13 protein-coding genes are annotated in these 21,936 nt (G+C 68.7%); 9 read left to right on the top strand and 4 right to left on the bottom strand.

Translation table 11 applies throughout. The features are described from left to right. Positions 1 to 61: 61 nt before the first annotated feature. On the bottom strand, positions 62 to 994 hold the full coding sequence (locus tag ACSX1D_RS11090; protein ID WP_439858582.1) for a LysR family transcriptional regulator: 933 nt from the start codon (positions 992 to 994) through the stop codon (positions 62 to 64). A 156-nt stretch (positions 995 to 1,150) separates the two neighbouring features. On the opposite strand from ACSX1D_RS11090, the gene ACSX1D_RS11095 reads away from it, so the two are divergent. Further along, positions 1,151 to 2,380 carry an acyl-CoA dehydrogenase gene (locus ACSX1D_RS11095; RefSeq protein WP_439858583.1) on the top strand — a complete coding sequence of 410 codons (1,230 nt, stop codon included), beginning with the start codon at positions 1,151 to 1,153 and terminating at the stop codon, positions 2,378 to 2,380. Positions 2,381 to 2,439: 59 nt separating this feature from the next. On the opposite strand, the gene ACSX1D_RS11100 is transcribed toward ACSX1D_RS11095, so the two are convergent. From ACSX1D_RS11100 to xthA, 3 genes are all read right to left on the bottom strand, one after another. Then, on the bottom strand, positions 2,440 to 3,447 hold the full coding sequence (locus ACSX1D_RS11100) for a TerC family protein (RefSeq protein ID WP_439858584.1): 1,008 nt from the start codon (positions 3,445 to 3,447) through the stop codon (positions 2,440 to 2,442). Between the two features lie 150 nt (positions 3,448 to 3,597). Then, a complete protein-coding gene (locus tag ACSX1D_RS11105) occupies positions 3,598 to 4,980 on the bottom strand; it encodes a substrate-binding domain-containing protein (RefSeq protein WP_439858585.1) in 1,383 nt (460 codons plus the stop codon). A 153-nt stretch (positions 4,981 to 5,133) separates the two neighbouring features. Further along, positions 5,134 to 5,946 carry an exodeoxyribonuclease III gene (xthA, locus tag ACSX1D_RS11110; protein WP_439858586.1) on the bottom strand — a complete coding sequence of 271 codons (813 nt, stop codon included), beginning with the start codon at positions 5,944 to 5,946 and terminating at the stop codon, positions 5,134 to 5,136. A 147-nt stretch (positions 5,947 to 6,093) separates the two neighbouring features. On the opposite strand from xthA, the gene ACSX1D_RS11115 reads away from it, so the two are divergent. The 8 genes from ACSX1D_RS11115 (at position 6,094) to ACSX1D_RS11150 (ending at position 21,875) form a co-directional block, all read left to right on the top strand. Further along, positions 6,094 to 6,735 carry a GNAT family N-acetyltransferase gene (locus ACSX1D_RS11115; protein ID WP_439858587.1) on the top strand — a complete coding sequence of 214 codons (642 nt, stop codon included), beginning with the start codon at positions 6,094 to 6,096 and terminating at the stop codon, positions 6,733 to 6,735. Between the two features lie 76 nt (positions 6,736 to 6,811). After that, the gene (locus tag ACSX1D_RS11120) at positions 6,812 to 8,539 is read left to right on the top strand and encodes an autotransporter assembly complex protein TamA (protein ID WP_439858588.1); all 1,728 of its coding nucleotides are present in this window, start codon (positions 6,812 to 6,814) and stop codon (positions 8,537 to 8,539) included. Next, a complete protein-coding gene (locus ACSX1D_RS11125) occupies positions 8,536 to 12,204 on the top strand; it encodes a translocation/assembly module TamB domain-containing protein (protein WP_439858589.1) in 3,669 nt (1,222 codons plus the stop codon). The genes ACSX1D_RS11120 and ACSX1D_RS11125 overlap by 4 nt, the downstream gene beginning before the upstream one ends. A 134-nt stretch (positions 12,205 to 12,338) precedes the next feature. Then, complete coding sequence (gene tpx, locus ACSX1D_RS11130) at positions 12,339 to 12,839, top strand: thiol peroxidase (RefSeq protein ID WP_208706837.1); 501 nt, start codon at positions 12,339 to 12,341, stop codon at positions 12,837 to 12,839. A 159-nt stretch (positions 12,840 to 12,998) separates the two neighbouring features. After that, positions 12,999 to 14,210 carry an MdtA/MuxA family multidrug efflux RND transporter periplasmic adaptor subunit gene (locus tag ACSX1D_RS11135; protein ID WP_439858590.1) on the top strand — a complete coding sequence of 404 codons (1,212 nt, stop codon included), beginning with the start codon at positions 12,999 to 13,001 and terminating at the stop codon, positions 14,208 to 14,210. Beyond that, positions 14,207 to 17,305, top strand: a complete 3,099-nt coding sequence (locus ACSX1D_RS11140) for an MdtB/MuxB family multidrug efflux RND transporter permease subunit (RefSeq protein ID WP_439858591.1) — start codon at positions 14,207 to 14,209, stop codon at positions 17,303 to 17,305. Before ACSX1D_RS11135 ends, ACSX1D_RS11140 begins: the two co-directional genes overlap by 4 nt. Next, positions 17,302 to 20,409 (top strand): efflux RND transporter permease subunit, encoded by a 3,108-nt coding sequence (locus ACSX1D_RS11145; protein WP_439858592.1) that lies wholly within the window; start codon positions 17,302 to 17,304, stop codon positions 20,407 to 20,409. The genes ACSX1D_RS11140 and ACSX1D_RS11145 overlap by 4 nt, the downstream gene beginning before the upstream one ends. After that, entirely contained in the window at positions 20,406 to 21,875 is a 1,470-nt protein-coding gene (locus ACSX1D_RS11150) for an efflux transporter outer membrane subunit (protein ID WP_439858593.1), read from the top strand. Before ACSX1D_RS11145 ends, ACSX1D_RS11150 begins: the two co-directional genes overlap by 4 nt. Positions 21,876 to 21,936: the final 61 nt, after the last annotated feature.

Here is a 21,936-nt window from a genome sequence, read left to right on the forward strand (position 1 = left end):
TTCCAGCCGTTAACCAAAAGCCCCGCGAATGCGGGGCTTTTTCATTTCGACGCTTGCCGGTTCAGGCATCGGCCTTCGGCTGTTGCCGCTCCTGGGTCGCGACCTGCTGGCAGATCTCGATGATCTGTTCGCGCATCCAGCGGTTGGCGGGGTCCTGGTCGGTGCTTTCATGCCAGTACAGGTGGGTTTCCAGGGTCGGCACGCCGTTGACCGGCAATTCGACGTAGTGCAGTGCGTTGCGCCGGGCGAAGCGCTCGGGCACGGTCATCGCCATGTCGGTGCCCTGCATCACGGTGGTGGCCATCAGGTAGTGCTGCGAACGCAGGGCGATTCGACGCTGGATGCCCAGCTTGCCCAGCGCCAGGTCGACATGGCCGAGGCCGCTGCGCCGGCTGGAAATATGGATGTGGGTCAGGCCCAGGTATTCGTCCAGGCTGATCCTGTCCTTGGCCAGCGGGTGGCCCGGACGCATGGCGCAGACGTAGCGGTCCTCTAGCAACTTGACGTGGCGTACCTGCGGGTCGGTGTTGAGCGGTGCATCGACGGCGAAATCCAGGCGGCCGGCAGCCAGTTCCTTGGTGGTTTCCCGGCGCTTGGCCAGCATGCTCTCGATCACCAGTTGCGGCGCCAGGCGGCGCAGGCGCTGGAACAGCGCCGGCAGGATCACCGCCTCGGTCAGGTCGGTCATGCTGATGCGGTAGGTCTTGCTCGCCTGGGACGGGTTGAAGGTGCGGCTCTCCTGCACCGAGATGCGCAGCTGCTGCAGGGCGCTGCGCACCGGGCCGATGATGTTCTGCGCCATGGGCGTGGGCACCATGCCCTGGGCGGTGCGGACGAACAGCGGGTCGTTGAAGGTCTCGCGCAGGCGAGCCAGGGCGTTGGACACGGCCGGCTGGGTGATACCGACGATCTGCCCGGCACGGGTCAGGTTGGCCTCGGAATAGATGGCATCGAAGACGACGAACAGGTTGAGATCGACCTTGTTGAGATTCATTCCTTGCAGGCTCCGAGGGTTATCCATGTGGGCGGATCATATATCGGTGATGAATGTTTATACACGATGAAAATAGGTTAGATAAATCCATAACCCTGCTCTAGCATCATTTTCACGTCGTCGAGACTTCATTCAATTCCCGCAAAAGGTAGCCCCATGGATTTCGCCTACTCCCCCAAGGTTCAGGAACTGCGTGAGCGCGTGAGCGCATTCATGGAGGCCCATGTGTATCCGGCCGAGGCCGTGTTCGAGCAGCAGGTGGCCGAAGGCGACCGCTGGCAGCCGACCGCGATCATGGAGGAGTTGAAAGCCAAGGCCAGGGCCGAGGGGCTGTGGAACCTGTTCCTGCCTGACTCGGAGCTGGGCGCCGGCCTGAGCAACACCGAGTACGCGCCACTGGCCGAGATCATGGGCAGCTCGCTGATCGGCCCCGAACCGTTCAACTGCGCGGCGCCGGACACCGGTAACATGGAGGTGCTGGTGCGCTATGGCAGCGAGGCGCAGAAGCGCCAGTGGCTGGAGCCCTTGCTCAGCGGCGAGATCCGCTCGGCCTTCGCCATGACCGAGCCGGGCGTGGCATCGTCCGACGCCACCAACATGGAGGCCAGTGCCGTGCGCCAGGGCGACGAGTGGCTGATCAACGGCCGCAAGTGGTGGACCTCCGGCGCCTGCGACCCGCGCTGCAAGGTGATGATCTTCATGGGCCTGACCAACCCGGATGCGCCGCGCCACCAACAGCATTCGATGATCCTGGTGCCGATGGATACCCCCGGCGTCAAGGTGCTGCGCCCGTTGCCGGTGTTCGGCTACGACGATGCGCCCCACGGCCATGCCGAGGTGCTGTTCGACAACGTGCGGGTGCCCTATGAGAACGTCATTCTCGGCGAGGGCCGCGGCTTCGAGATCGCCCAGGGGCGCCTCGGCCCAGGACGCATCCACCACTGCATGCGCTCGATCGGCATGGCCGAGCGCGCCCTCAAGCTGATGTGCCAGCGCGCCGTCGGCCGCACTGCCTTCGGCAAGCCGCTGGCGCGCCTGGGCGGCAATATCGACCTGATCGCCGACTCGCGCATGGAAATCAACATGGCTCGCCTGCTGACCCTCAACGCGGCCTACATGATGGACACGGTGGGCAACAAGATCGCCGCCAGCGAGATCGCCCAGATCAAGGTGGTGGCGCCCAACGTCGCGCTCAAGGTGATCGACCGCGCCATCCAGATCCACGGCGGCGCCGGGGTGTCCAACGACTTCCCCCTGGCCTACTGGTACGCCATGCAGCGCACCCTGCGCCTGGCCGACGGGCCGGACGAAGTGCACCGCGCGGCGATCGGCAAGTTCGAGGTCGGCAAGTACATGTCCCGCGAGGCGATGCCGGCCAGTCGCTGAGCCTGTTTCACCGCGTCCCCCCAAGGCCCGCAGATTTCGCGGTTATTGGCGAATAGGCGTCACGGCGGGCTCTGCTGTCGCCCGAGCTTGGCCCGCTCACGGGTTCCGAGCAGGGAGATCAGCACGCCACCGGCCAGCAGCCCCAGCGTCACGCAAAGAGACAGCAAGGCAGGCACCTCGACCAGATCGTGCAGGAGGATCTTGCCGCCGATGTACATCAACACCAAGGACAGGGCGTACTTGAGATAGATGAAGCGGTGCATCAGCGCCGCCAGGGCGAAGTACAGCGAGCGCAGCCCGAGAATGGCGAAGATGTTCGAGGTGTAGACGATGAACGGATCCTGGGAAATGGCCAGCACCGCCGGCACGCTGTCCACCGCAAACACCAGGTCGGCCAGCTCGATCAGTACCAATGCCAGCAGCAGCGGGGTGGCATGGAGCAGTGGCCTGCCGCTGGCCGGATCGGACAAGCGGACCCAGAAGCGGCCACCGTGGAAGTCTTCGCTGACCCGAATGTGTCGGCGCAGGAAGCGCACCAGCAGGTTCTGCTCCAGGCTCGGGTGATGCTCGGGCTGCTGCTGGCCACGCAGCATCTTGAGGCCGCTGAGCAACAAGAACGCACCGAACAGGTAGAGCACCCAGTCGAAGCGCTGCACCAGCGCCGTCCCCAGGCCGATCATGATGGCCCGCAGCACGATCACCCCGATGATGCCCCAGAACAGCACGCGGTGCTGGTAGCGGCGCGGCACGCCGAAGTAGCCGAGGATCATCGCCATGACAAAGACGTTGTCCATGGACAGCGACTGCTCGACGAGAAAGCCCGTGTAGTACTCCAGTGCCTTGGTGGCGCCCAGCTGCAGCCAGATCCAGGCGCCGAAGGCCAGGCCGATGCTGAAGTAGCCGCTGTACAGCAGAAGGCTCTCGCGCATCTCGATCACATGCTGATCGCGGTGCAGCACGCCGAGGTCGAGGATCAGCAGGCCGAGGATAAGCACCAGGAAGGCCAGCCAGAACCAACCCGGGGTGCCGAACAGCGGGGTATTGAAAAAAGCCAGTAGAGCGTCCACAAGCCCTCCCTGAATGTCTGCCTGAGTGAAAATCGACTCAGTGACTCCGACATCGCGGTGAGGGCTCACCGCCAGAGGGGCCCGGCGTCACGCAATTATCAGGCTAGCGCTGGCGGCGGTTGCTGCCAAGCCCCGGCAGCCTGGCGCTGGTCAATAGACCCAGACTTCGACCCGGCGATTCTTGATTCGTCCCTCATCGCCATCGTTGGCCGCCACCGGCAGTTCGTCGCCGAGGCCGATGATATCGCGGAAGATCACCCCCTGTTTCGCCAGGTCACGCCGCACCGCCATGGCCCGCAGCTTGGACAGCAGCTCGGCGCGCGCGGGGTCGGCCTTGGCGTCGCCGAAGCCGACCAGCACCACCTGGTGCTGCAGCTTGCCCTGGTTTTTGAGGTAGTCGAGCAGGCGTTCGAGGTCGCGCTGGGCCTTGTTGTCGAGCGTGGCGCTGCCCTCGGCGAAGCGAAAGTTCACCGACAGCCGCTTGGCGTCCCGGGCCAGGGCCTGATAGGCGCTGGGCATGGCCTGGCTGGGCGGCACCCGCACGGCTTGCACGGTCTGCGCGATGAAGCCGTTCTGCGCCACTATGGCCTGCCCGCGCGGGCTATGGGCGAAGCGGACCAGTGCCTTGGCCCAGGGGTTCTGCAGGTCCGGCTGGTTGTACAGGAACAGCCGCCGCGACAGCGGATAGTCCTCGGTGGCGATCAGGGTCTCGCTTGGCGGCATGGCGTGCGAGTCACCCGCGGCGATCGCCAGGGCCTTGGCCTGGCGGATATAGGGCAGGCCGATGAAGCCGATGCCCTGGGGATCCTGACTGACCAGATCGGACAGCTGCTCACTGGACTCGAAGCGCCGGGCGCTGGCCGCCAGGGCTTTGCCGTTGGCGGCCAGGACCAGCTCCTTGAAGGTGTCGTAGGTGCCGGAGTTGTCGTCGCGCGCATACAGGTTGATCCGCCCGCGCCCGCCACCGAGCTGTGCCCAGTCGTCGATCTCGCCGGCGAACACCCGGGCCAGCTGGTCGGTGCGCAGGGCCACGATCGGGTTGCTCGGGTGCAGGATGATCGCCAGCCCGTCGATGGCGATGATCTGCTCGGCGGCGTGGCTCTTGAGGTTGCCCAGCGCTGCCAGGGCGCTGACTTCGCTGTCCTTGATCGGCCGCGACGAGGCCGCGAGGTCGGCGCTGCCGTCGTGCAAGGCGACAAAACCGGTACTGGAGCCGTGGGCAGCCACTTCGACGGTCACCAGGCGGCCATCGCCCGCTCGGCCGCTGATCGACTGTTCGTTCGGTACCGGCCCGGGGCGCACCTCGATCGCGCTCAGGCCCTGCTGCTCGAGCAGCCCCTTGGCCAGCGCCGGGGCGAGTTTCGCGCCGATGGTATTGGAGCCCTGGATGCGCAGTACGCTGCGCTCATCCGCCGGGAGCGGCAGGGCGGCGAAGGCCCAGGCGGGCAGCAGGCAGCAGGCGAAGCCGAGCCACAGCCAGGTTGCGACTCGGCTGCGGGGTTGACGGGAGCGGGCAGGCAGGGCGCGCGGCATGCGACAGACACCTTGTATGGGTGGATGAGGATGCCGCGACGATAAGACAGAAAGATGACTGTAATGTGACAGTCGAGTGAGAGGCGGGCTCTCTGGATCGGGGCTTGCGGCCGGGCAGCAGTTATCCGGCCGCGAGTCTGAGTCGGCGGCGAATCAGCTCAGCTCCAGCCAGATTGGCGCATGGTCGGAGGGTTTTTCCATGCCGCGCAGCTGGTAATCGATGCCGGCGTCCTTGATCCGCGCCTGCAGGCCCAGGGAGGCGAGAATCACATCGATGCGCAGGCCGCGCTTGGGCTCATCCTCGAAGCCGCGGCTGCGGTAATCGAACCAGCTGAAACGGTCGTCCACGGTCGGATGGAGCTGGCGGAAGCTGTCCACCAGGCCCCAGTTCTTCAGTTCGGCCAGCCATTCGCGTTCCTCCGGCAGGAAGCTGCACTTGCCGGTCTTCAGCCAGCGCAGGCGGTTCGGCTCGCCGATGCCGATGTCGCAGTCCTGCGGGGAAATATTGATGTCGCCCATCACCACCAGCGGTTGCTGCGGCTGGAACTGGCTGCGCAGCAGCTGCTGCAGATCGGCGTAGAAGCGCTGCTTGGCCGGGAACTTGAGCGGGTGGTCGCGATTCTCGCCCTGGGGGAAGTAGCCGTTCATCACGGTCACCGGGTTGCCCTGGGCATCGGCGTAGGTGCCGTAGATGAAGCGCCGCTGGGCATCCTCGGGGTCATCGGGAAAGCCCTTGTGCAGGGCCAGCGGCGCCTGACGCGAGAGCAGGGCGACGCCATAGTGGCCCTTCTGCCCGTGGTAGTCGACGTGATAGCCGAGCTGGCGGATCTCGGCCTCGGGGAATTGTTCGTCGGCGACCTTGGTCTCCTGCAGGCCGATCACGTCCGGCTGGTGCTTGTCGATCAACGCCGCCAGCTGATGGGGGCGCGCACGCAGGCCGTTGATATTGAAGGAGACTATCTTCATGGGCGGCAGGTCCTGAGGCTTCTGGCTGGTAAGCCGGGGATGCTAGCCGATCCACCCGGCCGGCGGCCAGTCGCCTGGCAGGCACCCGGTAGCGCTGCTACCGTGGGCCTAGGCCACTAAAACTCAATAACAACAGAGGTCGCGCCTATGTCCAACAGCCCCGCGGAGATTCGCCAGCTCGATGGCAGCTACGCGCGCGAAGCGCGCTCGCTGCTGTATCAGGCCTATCGTCACGAGCCGACCTTCGCCTACCTGTTCGAGGCCGGGCGCAGCGGTTATGACCAGCGTGTGCGGGCCACGGTGCGCGAGCTGGTCCTGCAGCACTTTCGCGAGGAGCTGCCGGCGCTGGGCCTGTTGATCGACGACCGGCTGGTCGGCATGGCGCTGATCGCACCGCCGCAGCGGCGCATGGATATCACCGAGAGTTGGGCCTGGCGCATGCGCATGCTGCTGACCGCGGGCTTTCGCTGCACCCGGCGTTACCTGGAATACCATGAGGCCGTGCTGGCCTGCCTGCCGCCCGGCGCCTACCACCTGCTGCCGCTGCTCGGCGTGCACCCGGAATTCCAGGGCCAGCACCTCGGCGAGCAGCTGCTCGAGGCCGTGCACAACTGGTGCGCCGAGGACGGCAGCTCCCGTGGCGTGGTGCTGGACACCGGCGACGAACACTACCTGGAGTTCTACAAGCGCCAGGGCTACCAGGAGGTCGGCCAGGTGGCGGTCGGGCCGATAGTCGAGCACGTGTTCTTCCATGCCAATCCGCAGCCGGCGGTCAAGGCCAGCGCCTGAACAGCTGACCGCGAAAGCGGCTCGATAGCCGGGGCCGCAGGCTCTGGCCAGGGCCTTCCGTGCTAGCATCGCAGCCATGATCACCCTCACCAGACTCTGCGCCGGCCTGGCGCTGTTGCTGCTCAGTGCGTCCATCCTCGCCGAGGCGCGTTTGGAGGTACGGGTGCAGCCGCCGAACAAGGCGCTGCGCAGCAATATCGAAGGCCATATCGGCAGCCTCGGCGAGCGTGACGCGGAATCCCTGCAGCGCTTTCGCCGGGTGGCCGAGGCCCAGACCCGCAAGGCCGTCCAGGCGCTGGGGTACTACCAGGCGCAGATCACCAGCGAGGTGGTCCCCGGAGAGCCGAACCGCCTGATCATCACCGTGCAGCCTGGCGAGCCGGTGCGCCTGCGTCAGGTCACCGTGCGGGTCGAGGGGCCGGCCAGCGAGCTGAAGGCCTTTGGCCTGCCCAGCGACGCCCGCTTGCGCAGCGGCGCGGTGCTCAATCATGGTCGCTACGACGCCGCCAAGCGGCATATCCAGAACCAGGCCTCGCGCTACGGCTTCTTTTCCGGCCGCTTCAGCGCCCAGAGCCTGCGCATCGACCCGCGCGCCGGAGTCGCCGACATCGAGCTGGTCTACGCCAGCGGCCCACGCTACCAGTTGGGCTCGGTGAGTTTCAGCGGCGACGCGCCGTTCGACCGTGAGCTGCTCGAGCGCATGCTGCCGTTCGAGGCCGGCAGCCCCTACGATTCCGAACTGATCGCCGAGCTGTACCAGGCGATGCGCACCAGCGGCTATTTCGAGTCGGTGCGGGTCGACGCCAACCCGGCCAGCGCTGCGGGCCAATCGATTCCGGTCGACGTGCAACTGCAGGTGCGCAAGCCCCGCAGCCTGGGCCTCGGCCTGGGCGTGTCCACCGACGTCGGCGTGCGCGGGCGCGCCAACTGGACGCGCCACTGGGCCAACGCCAAGGGCCACAGCTACGGCGCCGAGATGGAGCTGTCGCAGCCACGGCAGAACGTCGGCCTGTGGTACGACGTACCGCGCGATCCGCCGCTGACCGACAAACTACGTTACGCCGGTGGCTACCAGTACGAGGAGTTGGCCGACACCGACAGCCTCAGCCGGCTGCTGAAGGTCGGCCCGGAATGGCACAGCCGGCTGGACAGCGGCTGGCAGCGGGTGATCTCGCTGAAATGGCAGCACGAGGAATTTCGCCTGGGCGATGACGCCGGGCTCAGTACCCTGCTGCTGCCCGGCATCAGCTTCTCCTACCTGCACAGCGACAACCAGCTGGACCCCAACCAGGGCTATCGCCTGCAGTTCGACCTGGCCGCGGCCAAAGAGGGCCTGTTGTCGGATGCCGACGTGGTGCACGGCACCGCGCTGCTCAAGGGCCTTACCACCCTGGCGGACAGACACCGCCTGCTCGGCCGGGTGCAGTTCGGCGCTACCGAATCCGGCGGATTCAAGGCGGTGCCACCGTCGCTGCGCTTCTTCGCCGGTGGCGACCAGAGCGTGCGCGGCTACGACTACCAGAGCCTGTCACCGGAGAACGCCGAGGGCGACAAGATCGGCGGCCGCTACCTGTTCGCCGCCAGCGCCGAGTATCAATACAGCCTGACCGAGCGCTGGCGCCTGGCGACCTTCATCGACCAGGGCAACAGCTTCAACTCATTGGACTTCTCCGGCCTCAAGAGCGCGGTGGGCTTCGGCCTGCGCTGGGTATCGCCGGTCGGCCCGCTGCGCCTGGACCTGGCCCACCCGCTGGATGACCAGGGCGGCGTGCGCCTGCACTTCTCCATGGGCCCGGAACTATGAAGCCGGCCCTGCGCTACAGCCTGTACGGCCTGCTCGGCGGCATCGGCCTGACGCTGCTGGCGCTGCTCTGGGTGCTCGCCAGCCAGGCCGGCAGCCGCTGGGCCCTGGCGCAGGTGCCGGGGCTGCAGATGGTGGGGTTCACCGGCCGCCTGGGCGGTAGATGGCAAGCCGAGAGCCTGGGTTGGCAGCAGGACGACAGCCGCCTGCAGGTGTCCAGGCCGCTGCTGGAGTGGTCGCCGGGCTGCCTGTGGCGTCTGACCCTGTGTATCGAGCACCTGCAGGCCGAGCGCATCGAGCTGTCGCTGCCGCCGAGCGAGGAGGGCGCCACCCGGTCCCCTGGCCTGCCCGAACTCGAGCTGCCGCTGGCCGTGCAGGTGGCCGAACTGCGTATCGGCAGCCTGCAGATCGACGGCGCCGAGCAGCTGCAAGGCCTGCAACTGGTGGCGCACTGGCAGGCCGATGGCCTGCGGATCGACCGTCTACGGGTGCAGCGAGGCGAGCTGCAGCTCGAGCTGCAGGGCCGACTGCAGCCCCACGGTGCCTGGCCGCTCAGCGCCAGCGGGCGACTGCGACTGCCGGCCCCCGAACAACGCGAATGGTCGCTGGCCCTGCAGGTGGAGGGCGATCTGCTCGACCGGCTGGGCCTGAGCGCCGACAGCACCGGCTATCTGCAGGGGCGCCTGAGCGGCGAGGTGCAGCCCCTGGCGGAGAACCTGCCGGCGACCCTGCAGCTGGTCGCCGATGGCTTCGTGGCCAGCGCCGAACTGCCGCAAACCCTGCGCCTAGACAAGCTCACGCTGAAGGCTGGCGGCGACCTGGCGGCCGGCTACCGGGTCGAAGGCAGCGCCGCGCTGCCGGCCGAGGGCGGCCCCCTGGCGCTGGCGCTGAGCGGACGGGTGGATGGCAACGGCGCCGAGGTGGCGGACCTGAGCCTCAGCGCCGACCCCGAGCGACGCCTGCAGCTGAGCGGTCGGCTGGACTGGCAGGAGGCGTTGAGCATCGACAGCCGCTTCGACTGGCAGGACTTCCCCTGGCGTCGCCTGCTGCCCCAGGTCGAGGAGCCGCCGGTGAGCCTGCGCCAGCTGCAGGGTGAGCTGGCCTACCAGGGCGGCAACTACCTCGGTCATTTCACCGCGCAATTGCACGGGCCGGCCGGGCCTTTCAGCCTGCAGAGCCCGCTCAGTGGCAATACGCGACAACTGTTCCTGCCCGACCTGCTGCTGCAAGCCGGCCAGGGCCAGGCCGGCGGTCAGCTCACCCTGGGCTTCGCCGAGGGCCTGAGCTGGGATGCCCGGCTGCAGCTGAGCGAGCTAGACCCGGCCTACTGGCTAGCCGAGCTGCCCGGGCAGTTGGCCGGCGCGCTGCACAGCAACGGCAGGCTGCAGGACGGGCGCCTGAGCCTGGTGGCAGACCTCGACCTGGCCGGGCGCCTGCGTGGCCAGCCGGCGCGCCTGCAAGCCCAGGGCCGCGGCGCCGGCGCGCAGTGGTCGCTGCCCCAGCTGGACCTGCGCCTGGGCGACAACCGGATCCACGGCAGCGCCGAGCTGCAGGAGCGTCTCAGCGGGCAACTGCAGCTGGCGCTGCCGCAACTGGGCCAGCTGTGGCCGCGGCTGCGCGGGCAACTGCAAGGCCAACTGGCGCTGGCCGGCAGCCTGCAGGCGCCCCAGGGTCAGCTGCAGGCGGAGGGCCGGCAGCTGGCCTTCGCCGACCGGCGCGTGCGGCACCTGCAACTGGATGCCCGACTCGATGCCGCGCAGCAGGCGCGCATCGAGCTGCAAGCCGACGGCATCGCCCTCGGCGAGACCGACTTCGGGCGCTTGAGCGCCACCGGCCAAGGCGACCCGCGGCGCCAGCAACTGGAGCTGCAGCTCGACGGCCCGCTGCTGCACAGCGCCCTGGCCGTGGCCGGCGAGCTGAACAACGGCAACTGGCGCGGTCAATTGCGCAGCGGCGAAGTGCGCAGCGGCGGCCAGGACTGGCGCCTGCAGCAGCCGGCCAGCTTGGTGCGCCAGGCCAACGGCCGCATCGAGCTGGGCGAGCACTGTTGGCGCTCCGGCGACGCCAGCCTGTGCGGCGAGGCGCAACGGCTGCTGCCCGAGCCGAAGATCCGCTATCGCCTGGCCGACTTCCCCCTGGCCAGCCTGAGTCCCTGGCTGCCCAAGGACCTCGACTGGCAGGGCCAGCTGGATGCCGAGATCGCCCTGGACCTGCCGGCCGCCGGGCCGCGCGGCCGGATCACCCTGGATGCCGGCCGGGGCAGCTGGCGCATTCGCGATCAGCAGCAGTGGCTGACCTTCGCCTACGACGACCTGCGTCTGGACAGCCAGCTGAGCCCCGCGAGCATCGACAGCCGGCTCGAGCTGCGCGGGCCGAAGCTCGGCCAGCTGTCGCTGCAGGCGCTGATCGACCCACGCCCGGCGAGCAAGCCGTTGTCCGGCAGCTTCGACCTGCGTGGGCTGGACCTGGCACTGGCGCGGCCCTTCGTGCCACGGGTCGAGCAGCTAAGCGGCCGCCTGGAGGGCAGCGGCACCCTGGGCGGCCTGCTGCTGGCGCCCAGGGTCGACGGCCGCCTGCAACTGCGCGATGGCGAGATCAGCGGCGCTGCGTTGCCGACCAACGTGCGCGACTTGCAGCTGCAGGCGCGCATCGCCGGCGAACGCCTGCGACTCGACGGCGGCTGGCGCAGCGGCGAACAGGGCCGCGGCGAACTCGACGGCGAGCTGAGCTGGGACGATGGCCTGCGCGGGCAGCTGCAGGTGCGCGGCACGCGCCTGCCGGTCAGCGTCGAGCCCTACGCCGAGCTGGAAGTCGAGCCGGACCTGCGCCTGCGCCTGGACGCCGAGCAGCTGTCCGTGGCCGGCCGGGTGGCGATCCCGCGCGGGCAGATCCAGATCCGTGAACTGCCGCCATCCACGGTGCAGGTATCCGATGACGCGGTGATAGTCGGCGAGGACAGCCCGCCCCGCCGGGCAACCGCCATCGCCATGGATATCGACGTCGAGGTCGGCCAGGAGCGCCTGAGTTTCCAGGGCTTCGGCCTCAAGGCCGACCTGGCGGGGCGCGTGCACGTGGGCGACGACCTCGACACCCGCGGCGAGCTGAACCTGAACAACGGGCGCTTCCGCGCCTATGGCCAACGCCTGACCATCCGCCGCGCCCGGCTGCTGTTCGCCGGGCCGATCGACCAGCCGTTCCTCGACATCGAGGCGGTTCGCCGGGTCGACCAGGTGGTCGCCGGCCTGCGCCTGAGCGGTCGCGCCGAGCAGCCCAGCAGCGAGGTGTTCTCCGAGCCGGCGATGAGCCAGGAGCAGGCGCTGTCCTACCTGGTGCTCGGCCGGCCCCAGGGCCAGGGCAGTGGCGACAACAACCTGCTGGCCCAGGCGGCCCTGGCCATGGGCCTGGCCAGCAGCGCGTCGCTGACCGGCAGCCTGGCCAAGAGCCTGGGCATCGAGGATTTCCAGCTGGACAGCGAGGGCAGCGGGGTGACCACCAGCGTGGTGGCCAGCGGCAACCTGTCCGAGCGCCTGAGCCTGCGTTACGGCGTCGGCGTGTTCGAGCCGGCCAATACCCTGGCGCTGCGTTACCAGCTGAGCAAACGGCTCTACCTGGAGGCCGCCAGCGGTCTGGCCAGCTCCCTGGACCTGTTCTACCGCCGCGACTTCTAGGCTTGCCGCTCGGGTCGATAGGGGTCAAGCTGAGCTGGGAGCGGTATCAGCTCCTCGATCGGTCCGCGCAGCCGCAAGCCGGTCAAGCGCTCGGCACGGCAACCGCCCTTAAACTTTGCAGAAGGATTATTCCCATGGCGCAAGTCACCCTCAAAGGCAACCCGGTTCACGTCGACGGCCAGCTGCCGCAAGCCGGCCAGCAAGCACCGGCCTTCACCCTGGTCGGCAACGGTCTGGCCGACGTCAGCCTGGCCAGCCTGGCCGGCAAGCGCAAGGTGCTGAACATCTTCCCCAGCGTCGACACGCCGACCTGCGCCACCTCGGTGCGCAAGTTCAACGCCGAAGCCAGCAAGCTGGCCAACACCGTCGTGCTCTGCGTGTCCGCCGACCTGCCGTTCGCCCAGGCGCGCTTCTGCGGCGCCGAAGGCCTGGAGAACGTGATCAACCTGTCGACCATGCGCGGTGCCGAGTTCCTCAAGAACTACGGCGTGGCCATCGCCGACGGCCCGCTGGCCGGGGTCGCCGCCCGCGCCGTGGTGGTGCTGGACGAGAACGACAAGGTCCTGCACAGCGAGCTGGTCGCCGAAATCGCCGAAGAGCCGAACTACGAGGCGGCCATGGCGGTGCTCAAGTAACGCCCGGCAGTTTCGCCCAACGGCTTACCTCGGTAAGCCGTTTTTGTTGTGGGGTCAGGGAGTTGCCGAGGTCAGGCGCGGGTAAATAGGCGGTAAAGAGGCTTTGCTTCGCCGCTGCGCCTGCTTATCGTTCGGGCTCGCCAAGGAAGTGACCCCAGCATGCCCGAGACCTCCGCAACCTCCCGCTCCACGCACCACGCTCGCCAGTGGCCGATTGGCCTGATCCTGCTGGCCGCCATCCTTGTCCTTATCTGGTGGTTCTGGCCGGCCAAGCCCGAGCCTCGCGGCGCCGGCCATTGGCGCGACGGCGGCCCGGTGCCGGTGCGCATCGCCCAGGTCAGGCGCGGTGATTTTCCGATCCTGCTCAAGGCCCTGGGCACGGTGACGGCCTACAACCGGGTCGAGGTGCGGGCGCGGGTCGCCGGCGAGCTGCTCGAGTTGCGCTTCGACGAGGGCCAGCGGGTCAGGGCCGGCGAGCTGCTCGCGTTGATCGATCCGCGCCCCTACGAGGTCGCCCTGCAGCAGGCCCTGGGGGTGCAGCAGGAGAACCAGGCGCAGCTGCGCAACGCCGAGATCGACCTGGCCCGCTACCGCGGCCTGTACGCCGAGGACTCCATCGCCAAGCAGACCCTGGACACCCAGCAGGCACTGGTCGATCAGTACCGCGGCATCCTCAAGAGCAACCAGGCGGCCGTCGCCGAAGCCCGCCTGAACCTCGACTTCACCCAGGTGCGCGCGCCCATCGACGGGCGCCTGGGCCTGCGCCAGGTGGACGCCGGCAACCTGCTCGGCTCGAACGACGCCCTGCCGTTGGTGGTGATCACCCAGACCCAGCCGATCTCGTTGCTGTTCACCCTGCCGGAGGCCCAGCTGCCCGCCGTGCTGCGCCAGCATCGCAGCGGCCAGGCGCTGCGGGTCGAGGCCTGGGACCGCAGCGAGCGGGTCAAGCTGGCGGACGGCGAACTGGACAGCCTGGACAACCTGATCGACACCGCCACCGGTACGCTGAAGCTCAAGGCGCGCTTCGCCAACGCCGAGGAAAGCCTGTTTCCAAACCAGTTCGTCAACGTGCGCCTGCACGTGGAGACCCGCGAGCAGGTCCTGCTGATCCCCGCGGCGGCGCTGCAGCACGGCGCGCGCGGGACCTTCGTCTATGTGGTCGATGAGCAGGACAAGGTGCACGTCCGGGCGGTGGTGGCCGGGCCCAGCGATGGCCAGCTGACGCTGATCGAGGAGGGCGTCGAGGCCGCCGAACGGCTGGTGCTGGAAGGCACCGACCGCCTGCGTGACGGCAGCCCGGTCGAGGTGCTGGACCAGCAGCCGGCAGCGGCCGGCGGGCAGGGCACAGCCGCGGCGCGGCAAGAGCCATGAACGCCTCGCGCCTGTTCATCCTGCGCCCGGTCGCCACCACCCTGATCATGCTGGCGATCTTCCTCAGCGGCCTGATCGCCTACCGCCTGCTGCCGGTCTCGGCCTTGCCGGAGGTGGACTACCCGACCATCCGCGTGCTGACGCTCTATCCGGGGGCCAGCCCCGAGGTGATGGGCAGCGCGGTGACCGCGCCGCTGGAGCGCCAGTTCGGCCAGATGGCCGGTCTGCAGCAGTTGTCCTCGAGCAGCTCCGGCGGCGCCTCGGTGATCACCCTGCGCTTCAACCTCGACGTTGCGCTGGACGTCGCCGAGCAGGAAGTGCAGGCGGCGATCAACGGCGCCAGCAACCTGCTGCCGGCCGACCTGCCGGCGCCGCCGGTGTACAACAAGGTCAACCCGGCCGACTCGCCGGTGCTGACCCTGGCGGTCAGCTCCACGACCTTGCCGCTGCCCCTGGTGTTCGACCTGGTCGACACCCGCCTGGCGCAGAAACTGGCGCAGATCAGCGGCGTCGGCCTGGTCACCCTGGCCGGCGGCCAGCGTCCGGCGGTGCGCATTCGCGTCAACCCCGAGGCCCTGGCCGCGTATGGCCTGAACCTGGCCGATGTGCGCGCGCTGATCGGCGCCAGCAACGTCAACCAGCCCAAGGGCAACTTCGACGGACCGACCCGGGTTTCCCAGCTGGACGCCAACGACCAGCTGAGGTCCGCCGAGGAATACGCCAAGCTGATTCTCAGCTACCAGAACGGCGCGGCGCTGCGCCTGGGCGATGTCGCCGAGGTGGTCGATGGCGTCGAGAACCAGCGCCTGGCGGCCTGGGCCGACCGCAACGCCGCGGTGCTGGTGAATATCCAGCGCCAGCCCGGCGCCAACGTGATCGAGGTGGTCGAGCGCGTGCAGGCGTTGCTGCCGAGCCTCACCGCGGGGCTGCCGGCCAGCGTCGAGGTCAGGGTGCTCAGCGACCGCACCCAGACCATCCGCGCCGCGGTGCGCGACGTGCAGTTCGAGCTGCTGCTGGCGGTCGCCCTGGTGGTACTGGTGACCTTCCTGTTCCTGCGCAAGCTGGCGGCCACGGTGATTCCGTCGATCGTCGTGCCGCTGTCACTGGTCGGCACCTTCGGCCTGATGTACCTGGCCGGCTTCACCCTCAACAACCTGACCCTGATGGCCCTGACCATCGCCACCGGCTTCGTGGTGGACGACGCCATCGTCATGCTGGAGAACATCGCCCGCCACCTGGAGGCCGGCGAGACGCCACTCAATGCCGCGCTCAAGGGCGCCCGGCAGATCGGCTTCACCCTGATCTCGCTGACCCTGTCGCTGATCGCGGTGCTGATCCCGCTGCTGTTCATGGCCGACGTGGTGGGGCGGCTGTTCCGCGAGTTCGCCATCACCCTGGCGGTGGCCATCCTGATTTCCCTGGCGATCTCCCTGAGCCTGACTCCGATGATGTGCGCCCGCCTGCTCAAGCATGAGCCAGCGGCCGAGCAGGGGCGTTTCTACCGGGCCAGCGGGGCGTGGATCGACGCCCTGATCGGCCGCTACGGCCTGGCCTTGCAGTGGGTGCTCGGGCGCCAGGCGCCGACCCTGCTGGTGGCCGTGGCCACCCTGGGCCTGACCGTGGTGCTGTACCTGGCCGTGCCCAAGGGCTTCTTCCCGGTGCAGGACACCGGGTTGATCCAGGGCATCTCCGAGGCGCCGCAGGCGATTTCCTTCGGCGCCATGAGCGAGCGCCAGCAACGCCTGGCCGAGGTGATCCTGCGCGACCCGGCGGTGGCCAGCCTGGCGTCCCGTATCGGCGTCGACGGCGACAACCCGACGCTCAACAGCGGCCGCCTGCTGATCAACCTCAAGCCCCATGCCCAGCGCGATGTCAGCGCCAGCCAGGTGATCGAGCGGCTGCGCCCGCAGCTGGCCCGCCTCAGCGGCATCGAGCTGTACCTGCAGCCGGTGCAGGACCTGAGCATCGAGGACAAGGTCAGCCGCACCCAGTACCAGTTCAGCCTGGAGTCGCCGGACCAGGCACTGCTGGAGCAGTGGACGAGCACCCTGGTCGACGCCTTGCGCCAGCAGCCGCAGCTCGCGGACGTCGCCAGCGACCTGCAGAGCCGCGGCCTGCAGGTCTACCTGACGATCGACCGCGACACTGCCGGGCGCCTTGGGGTGAGCATCGCCGACATCGATGCGGCGCTGTATGACGCCTTCGGCCAACGGCAGATCTCCACCATCTACACCCAGGCCAGCCAGTACCGCGTGGTGCTCGAGAGCCAGGACGGCGGGCGCCTGGGGCCGGCGGCGCTGGACCAGATCCATGTCGCCGGGGCAGACGGCCAGCAGATCGCGCTGACCGCCCTGGTGCGGGTCGAGGAGCGCGCCGCCAGCCTGCTGGTCAACCGCATCGGCCAGTTCCCGGCGGCGACCCTGTCGTTCAACCTGGGCGAAGGTGTGGCCCTGGGCGAGGCGGTGGCGACCATCGAGCGGGTGCAGCAGCAGATCGGCCTGCCGGCCGGCGTGCAGAGCCGCTTCCAGGGCGCCGCCCAGGCCTTCCGCGCCTCGCAGTCGAGCACCCTGCTGCTGATCCTGGCGGCCATCGTCACCATGTACATCGTGCTCGGCGTGCTCTACGAGAGCTATATCCACCCGATCACCATCCTCTCGACCCTGCCCTCGGCCGGGGTCGGCGCCTTGCTCGCGCTGCTGCTGACCGGCAACGACCTGGGGCTGATCGCGGTCATCGGCATCATCCTGCTGATCGGCATCGTCAAGAAGAACGCCATCATGATGATCGACTTCGCCCTGGAGGCCGAACGCCAGCAGGGCATGGCGCCCGAGGCGGCGATCTACCAGGCGGCGCTGCTGCGGTTCCGGCCGATCCTGATGACCACCCTGGCGGCACTGTTCGGCGCCATCCCGCTGATGCTGGCCAGCGGCTCCGGCGCCGAGCTGCGCCAGCCCCTGGGCCTGGTGATGGTCGGCGGCCTGCTGCTCAGCCAGTTGCTCACGCTGTTCACCACGCCGGTGATCTACCTGTACTTCGATCGCCTGGCGCGGCGCCTGAGCGGTCGCAGTGCGGCGGGGCTGGCGGTGGAGCCATGAACCTCTCGGCGCCGTTCATCCGCCGGCCGGTGGCGACCCTGCTGCTGAGCCTGGCCATCGTCCTGCTCGGCGCCGTGAGCTTCGGCCTGCTGTCGGTGGCGCCGCTGCCGCAGATGGATTTTCCCACCATCACCGTGCAGGCCAGCCTGCCGGGGGCCAGCCCCCAGGTCATGGCCGCCACGGTGGCCACGCCGTTGGAGCGCTCGATCGGCACCATCGCCGGGATCAGCCAGATGAACAGCCGCAGCAGCCAGGGCAGCACGCGGATCATGATCCAGTTCGACCTGGACCGGGACATCAACGCCGCCGCCCGCGAGGTGCAGGCGGCGATCAATGCCGCCCGCGAGCTGCTGCCCAGCGGCATGCGCAGCATGCCCAGCTACCGCAAGCTCAACCCCTCCCAGGCGCCGATCATGGTCCTGGCCCTGACCTCGGAGGTGCTGAGCAAGGGCCAGCTGTACGACGTCGCCGCGACCCTGCTGGCGCAGAAGCTGTCCCAGGTCGGCGGCGTCGGCGAGGTGCAGGTCGGCGGCAGCTCGCTGCCGGCGGTGCGCGTGGCCCTGGAGCCGCGCCTGCTGGAGCAGCATGGCATCGCCCTGGACGAGGTGCGCCAGGCGATCGCCGCGGCCAACGTCAAGCGGCCCAAGGGTGCCCTGGAGGACGCCGAGCGCCACTGGCAGATCCAGGCCAGCGATCAGCTGGAGAGCGCCGCCGACTTCGCGCCGCTGATCATCCGCCAGCAGGATGGCGCGATTCTGCGCCTGGGCGACGTGGCGAACCTCAGCGACGGGGTCGAAGACCGCTACAACAGCGGTTTCTACAACGATGCCAGCGCCGTGCTGCTGGTGATCAACCGGCAGAGCGGGGCGAATATCCTCGAAACCATCGCCGGCATCCGCGCCGAGCTGCCGGCGCTGCGCGCGGTGATGCCGGCCAGCGTCGAGCTGCAGGTGGCCATGGACCGTTCGCCGGTGATCCGCGCCACCCTGCACGAGGCCGAGCGCACCCTGCTAATCGCCGTGGCCCTGGTGATCCTGGTGGTATTCGTCTTCCTCGGTCGCTGGCGCGCGGCGCTGATCCCGGCGCTGGCGGTGCCGGTGTCGCTGGTCGGCACCTTCGCCGCCATTTACCTGCTGGGCTTCTCCCTGAACAACCTGTCGCTGATGGCGCTGATCATCGCCACCGGCCTGGTGGTGGACGATGCGATCGTGGTGCTGGAGAACATCTCCCGGCATATCGAGGCGGGCGAGACGCCCCTGGCCGCGGCCTTCAAGGGCGCGCGCGAGGTGGGCTTCACCCTGCTGGCGATGAACCTGTCGCTGGTCGCGGTGTTCATCTCCATCCTGTTCATGGGCGGGCTGGTCGAGCGGTTGTTCCGCGAGTTTTCCCTGACCCTGACGGTGGCGATCCTCATCTCCCTGCTGGTGTCGCTGACCCTAACGCCCATGCTTTGCGCGCGTTGGCTCAAGGCCGAGGGGCACGCCCGCCCGGCGAACGCCCTGCAGCGCCTCGGCGCCCGGCTGCAGGCGCGTCTGCTGGCGTGCTACCGCTCCAGCCTGGACTGGGCCCTGCGCCATTCGCTGCTGACGCTGCTGAGCCTGCTGGCGACCATCGCGCTGAATGTCTTCCTGTTCGTCAGCGTGCCCAAGACCCTGCTGCCGCAGCAGGACAGCGGCCAGCTGATCGGCTTCATCCGCGGCGACGACGGTCTGTCGTTCCAGGTCATGCAGCCGAAGATGGAAACCTACCGGCGCGCCCTGCTGGCCGACCCGGCGGTGGACAGCGTGGCCGGCTTCATCGGCGGCAACAGCGGCATCAACAACGCCTTCATCATCGTGCGGCTCAAGCCCATCGGCGAACGCCGGCTGTCCGCCCAGGCGGTGATCAACCGCCTGCGCCAGGAGCTGCCGAAGGTCGCCGGCGGCCGGCTGTTCCTGATGCCCGACCAGGACCTGCAGTTCGGCGGGCGCGAGGGGCGCAGCTCGGAGAACGAATACCTGCTGCTGTCCGCCGACCTGGACCTACTGCGCGCCTGGCTGCCCAAGGTGCGCGACGCGCTGCGGGCGCTGCCCGAACTGACCGACATCGACGCCCAGGAAGCCGAGGGCGCCCAGCAGATCCGCCTGGTCGTCGACCGCGCCGCGGCCAAGCGCCTGGGGGTGGACATGAACCTGGTCTCGGCGCTGCTCAACAACGCCTTCAGTCAGCGCCAGGTGTCGACCATCTACGCCAGCCTCAATCAGTACAGCGTGGTGCTGGAGATCAACCCGCAATATGCCCAGCACCCCGAGGCCCTCGACCAGATCCAGGTGATTACCGGCGCCGGCGCGCGGGTGCCGCTGTCGAGCTTCGCCCACTGGGAGCGCAGCATCGAGGAGGACCGGGTCAACCACCAGGGCCAGTTCGCCGCCGAGAACATCGGCTTCTCCCTGGCCGAAGGGGTGAGCCTGGAGCAGGCCAGCGCCGCCATCGCGCGCAGCGTGGCGCGGCTCAACCTGCCGAGCGAGGTGCAGGGCGTGCTCGGCGGCACGGGTGCGGCCTTCCAGCAGGCCCAGCAGAACCAGCCGTGGATGATCCTGCTGGCGCTGGCGGTGGTGTACATCGTGCTGGGCATCCTCTACGAGAGCTATGTCCACCCGCTGACCATCCTCTCCACCCTGCCGTCGGCCGGGGTCGGCGCGCTGCTGGCCCTGCAACTGGTCGGCGGCGAGTTCAGCCTGATCTCGCTGCTGGGTCTGTTCCTGCTGATCGGTATCGTCAAGAAGAACGCCATCCTGATGATCGACCTGGCCCTGCAACTGGAACGCAGCGAAGGCCTCAGCCCGCAGGAGTCGATCCGTCGCGCCTGCCTGCTGCGCTTCAGGCCGATCATCATGACCACCCTGGCGGCGCTGCTCGGTGCCTTGCCGCTGCTGCTGAGCGGCGCCGAGGGCGCGGAGATGCGCCAACCCCTGGGCATCACCATCGTCGGCGGGCTGATCCTCAGCCAACTGCTGACCCTCTACACCACCCCGGTGGTCTATCTCTACCTCGATCGCCTGCGCCATCGCGTCAACCGCTGGCGCGGCGTGCGCAGCGATGCTGCCCTGGAAACCCCGCTATGAGTGCTTCGATGCCCGGCAATTCCCCCCTGACCGCGATCGTCCTGAGCCTGCTGCTGTCCGGCTGCACCCTCGGCCCGGACTACCAGCGCCCGCCGCTGACCACGCCGGAGCAGTTCAAGCAGATTGACGGCTGGACTCTGGCGGCCCCCGGCGATGTCCTGGCCCGTGGCAACTGGTGGACGCTCTATGGGGACGAGGCACTCAACCGCCTGGTCGATCGCCTGAACCTGTCCAACCAGAACCTCGCCGCCGCCGAGGCCCAGTACCGCCAGGCCCGGGCGCTGGCCCGCGGCGCCCGGGCGGCGCTCTATCCAAGCCTGTCCGGCGGCGCCGCCATCAGCCGGGGCGGGCAGGGTGCCGGGCAATCGCTCGGCGCAGGGGAGTCGGCTGCGGGCGTTGTCGACAGCCACCAGCTGAGCCTCAACGCCGCCTGGGAGCTGGATGTCTGGGGCAAGTTGCGCCGCGCCCTGCAGGCCAGCCAGGCCGCTTACCAGGCCAGCGCCGCCGACCTCGCCGGCCTGCGCCTCAGCCAGCAGGCCGAGCTGGTGCAGAACTACCTGCAGCTGCGCGTACTGGACGAGCAGCAACGCCTGCTGCAGGCCACCGTCAGCGCCTACGCCCGTTCGCTGAGGCTCACCGAGAACCAGTACCGCGCCGGCATCGTGGCCAGGTCGGACGTCAGCCAGGCGCTGACCCAGCTCAGGAGCACCGAGGCCCAGGCCCTCGACCTGCAGTGGCAGCGTGCCCAGCTGGAGCACGCCATCGCCGTGCTGGTCGGCGTGCCACCGAGCGAGCTGCAGATCGCCAAGCAAACGCGACTGCCGGCGCTGCCGCAGATACCGGTGGCGCTGCCCTCGCAACTGCTCGAACGCCGCCCCGACATTGCCGCGGCCGAGCGCCGGGTGATGGCCGCCAATGCCGAAATCGGTGTGGCCGAGGCGGCCTGGTATCCGGACCTGACCCTCTCGGCCAGCGGCGGCTACCGTGGCAGCAGCTTCGCCGATTGGGTCAGCCTGCCCAACCGTTTCTGGTCGCTCGGCCCCGAGCTGGCCCTGCGCCTGTTCGACGGCGGCGCCCGGCGCGCCGAGCTGGCGCGCAGCGAGGCCGCCTACGAGCAGACCGTCGCCGAGTACCGGCAGACCGTGCTCAGCGGTTTTCGCGAAGTCGAGGACCAGCTGGTGCAACTGCGCGTGCTGGAGCAGGAAGCCGCGGTGCAGCAGGACGCCGTGGATGCCGCCCGCGAGGCGCTACGGCTAATCGAGAACCAGTACAAGGCCGGCACGGTCGACTTCACCAGCGTGGTCAACGTGCAGACCAGTGCCCTGGACAACGAACGCAGCAGCCTGACGCTGCTCGGCAGCCGGCTGGACGCCAGCGTGCGATTGATCGCCGCCCTCGGCGGCGGCTGGCAGGCGCCATCCGCGGCCAAGATGGAGGAGGCCCGTGATGGCGCCGATACGCGATAGCACTTTGCTATCGATTGCTTGATCCAAACGACTGGACGCCGGTTCTCCCTGAGCTAGGGTA

It is taken from the genome of Pseudomonas sp. MBLB4136 (genome assembly GCF_051904765.1).
Classification (GTDB): domain Bacteria; phylum Pseudomonadota; class Gammaproteobacteria; order Pseudomonadales; family Pseudomonadaceae; genus Aquipseudomonas.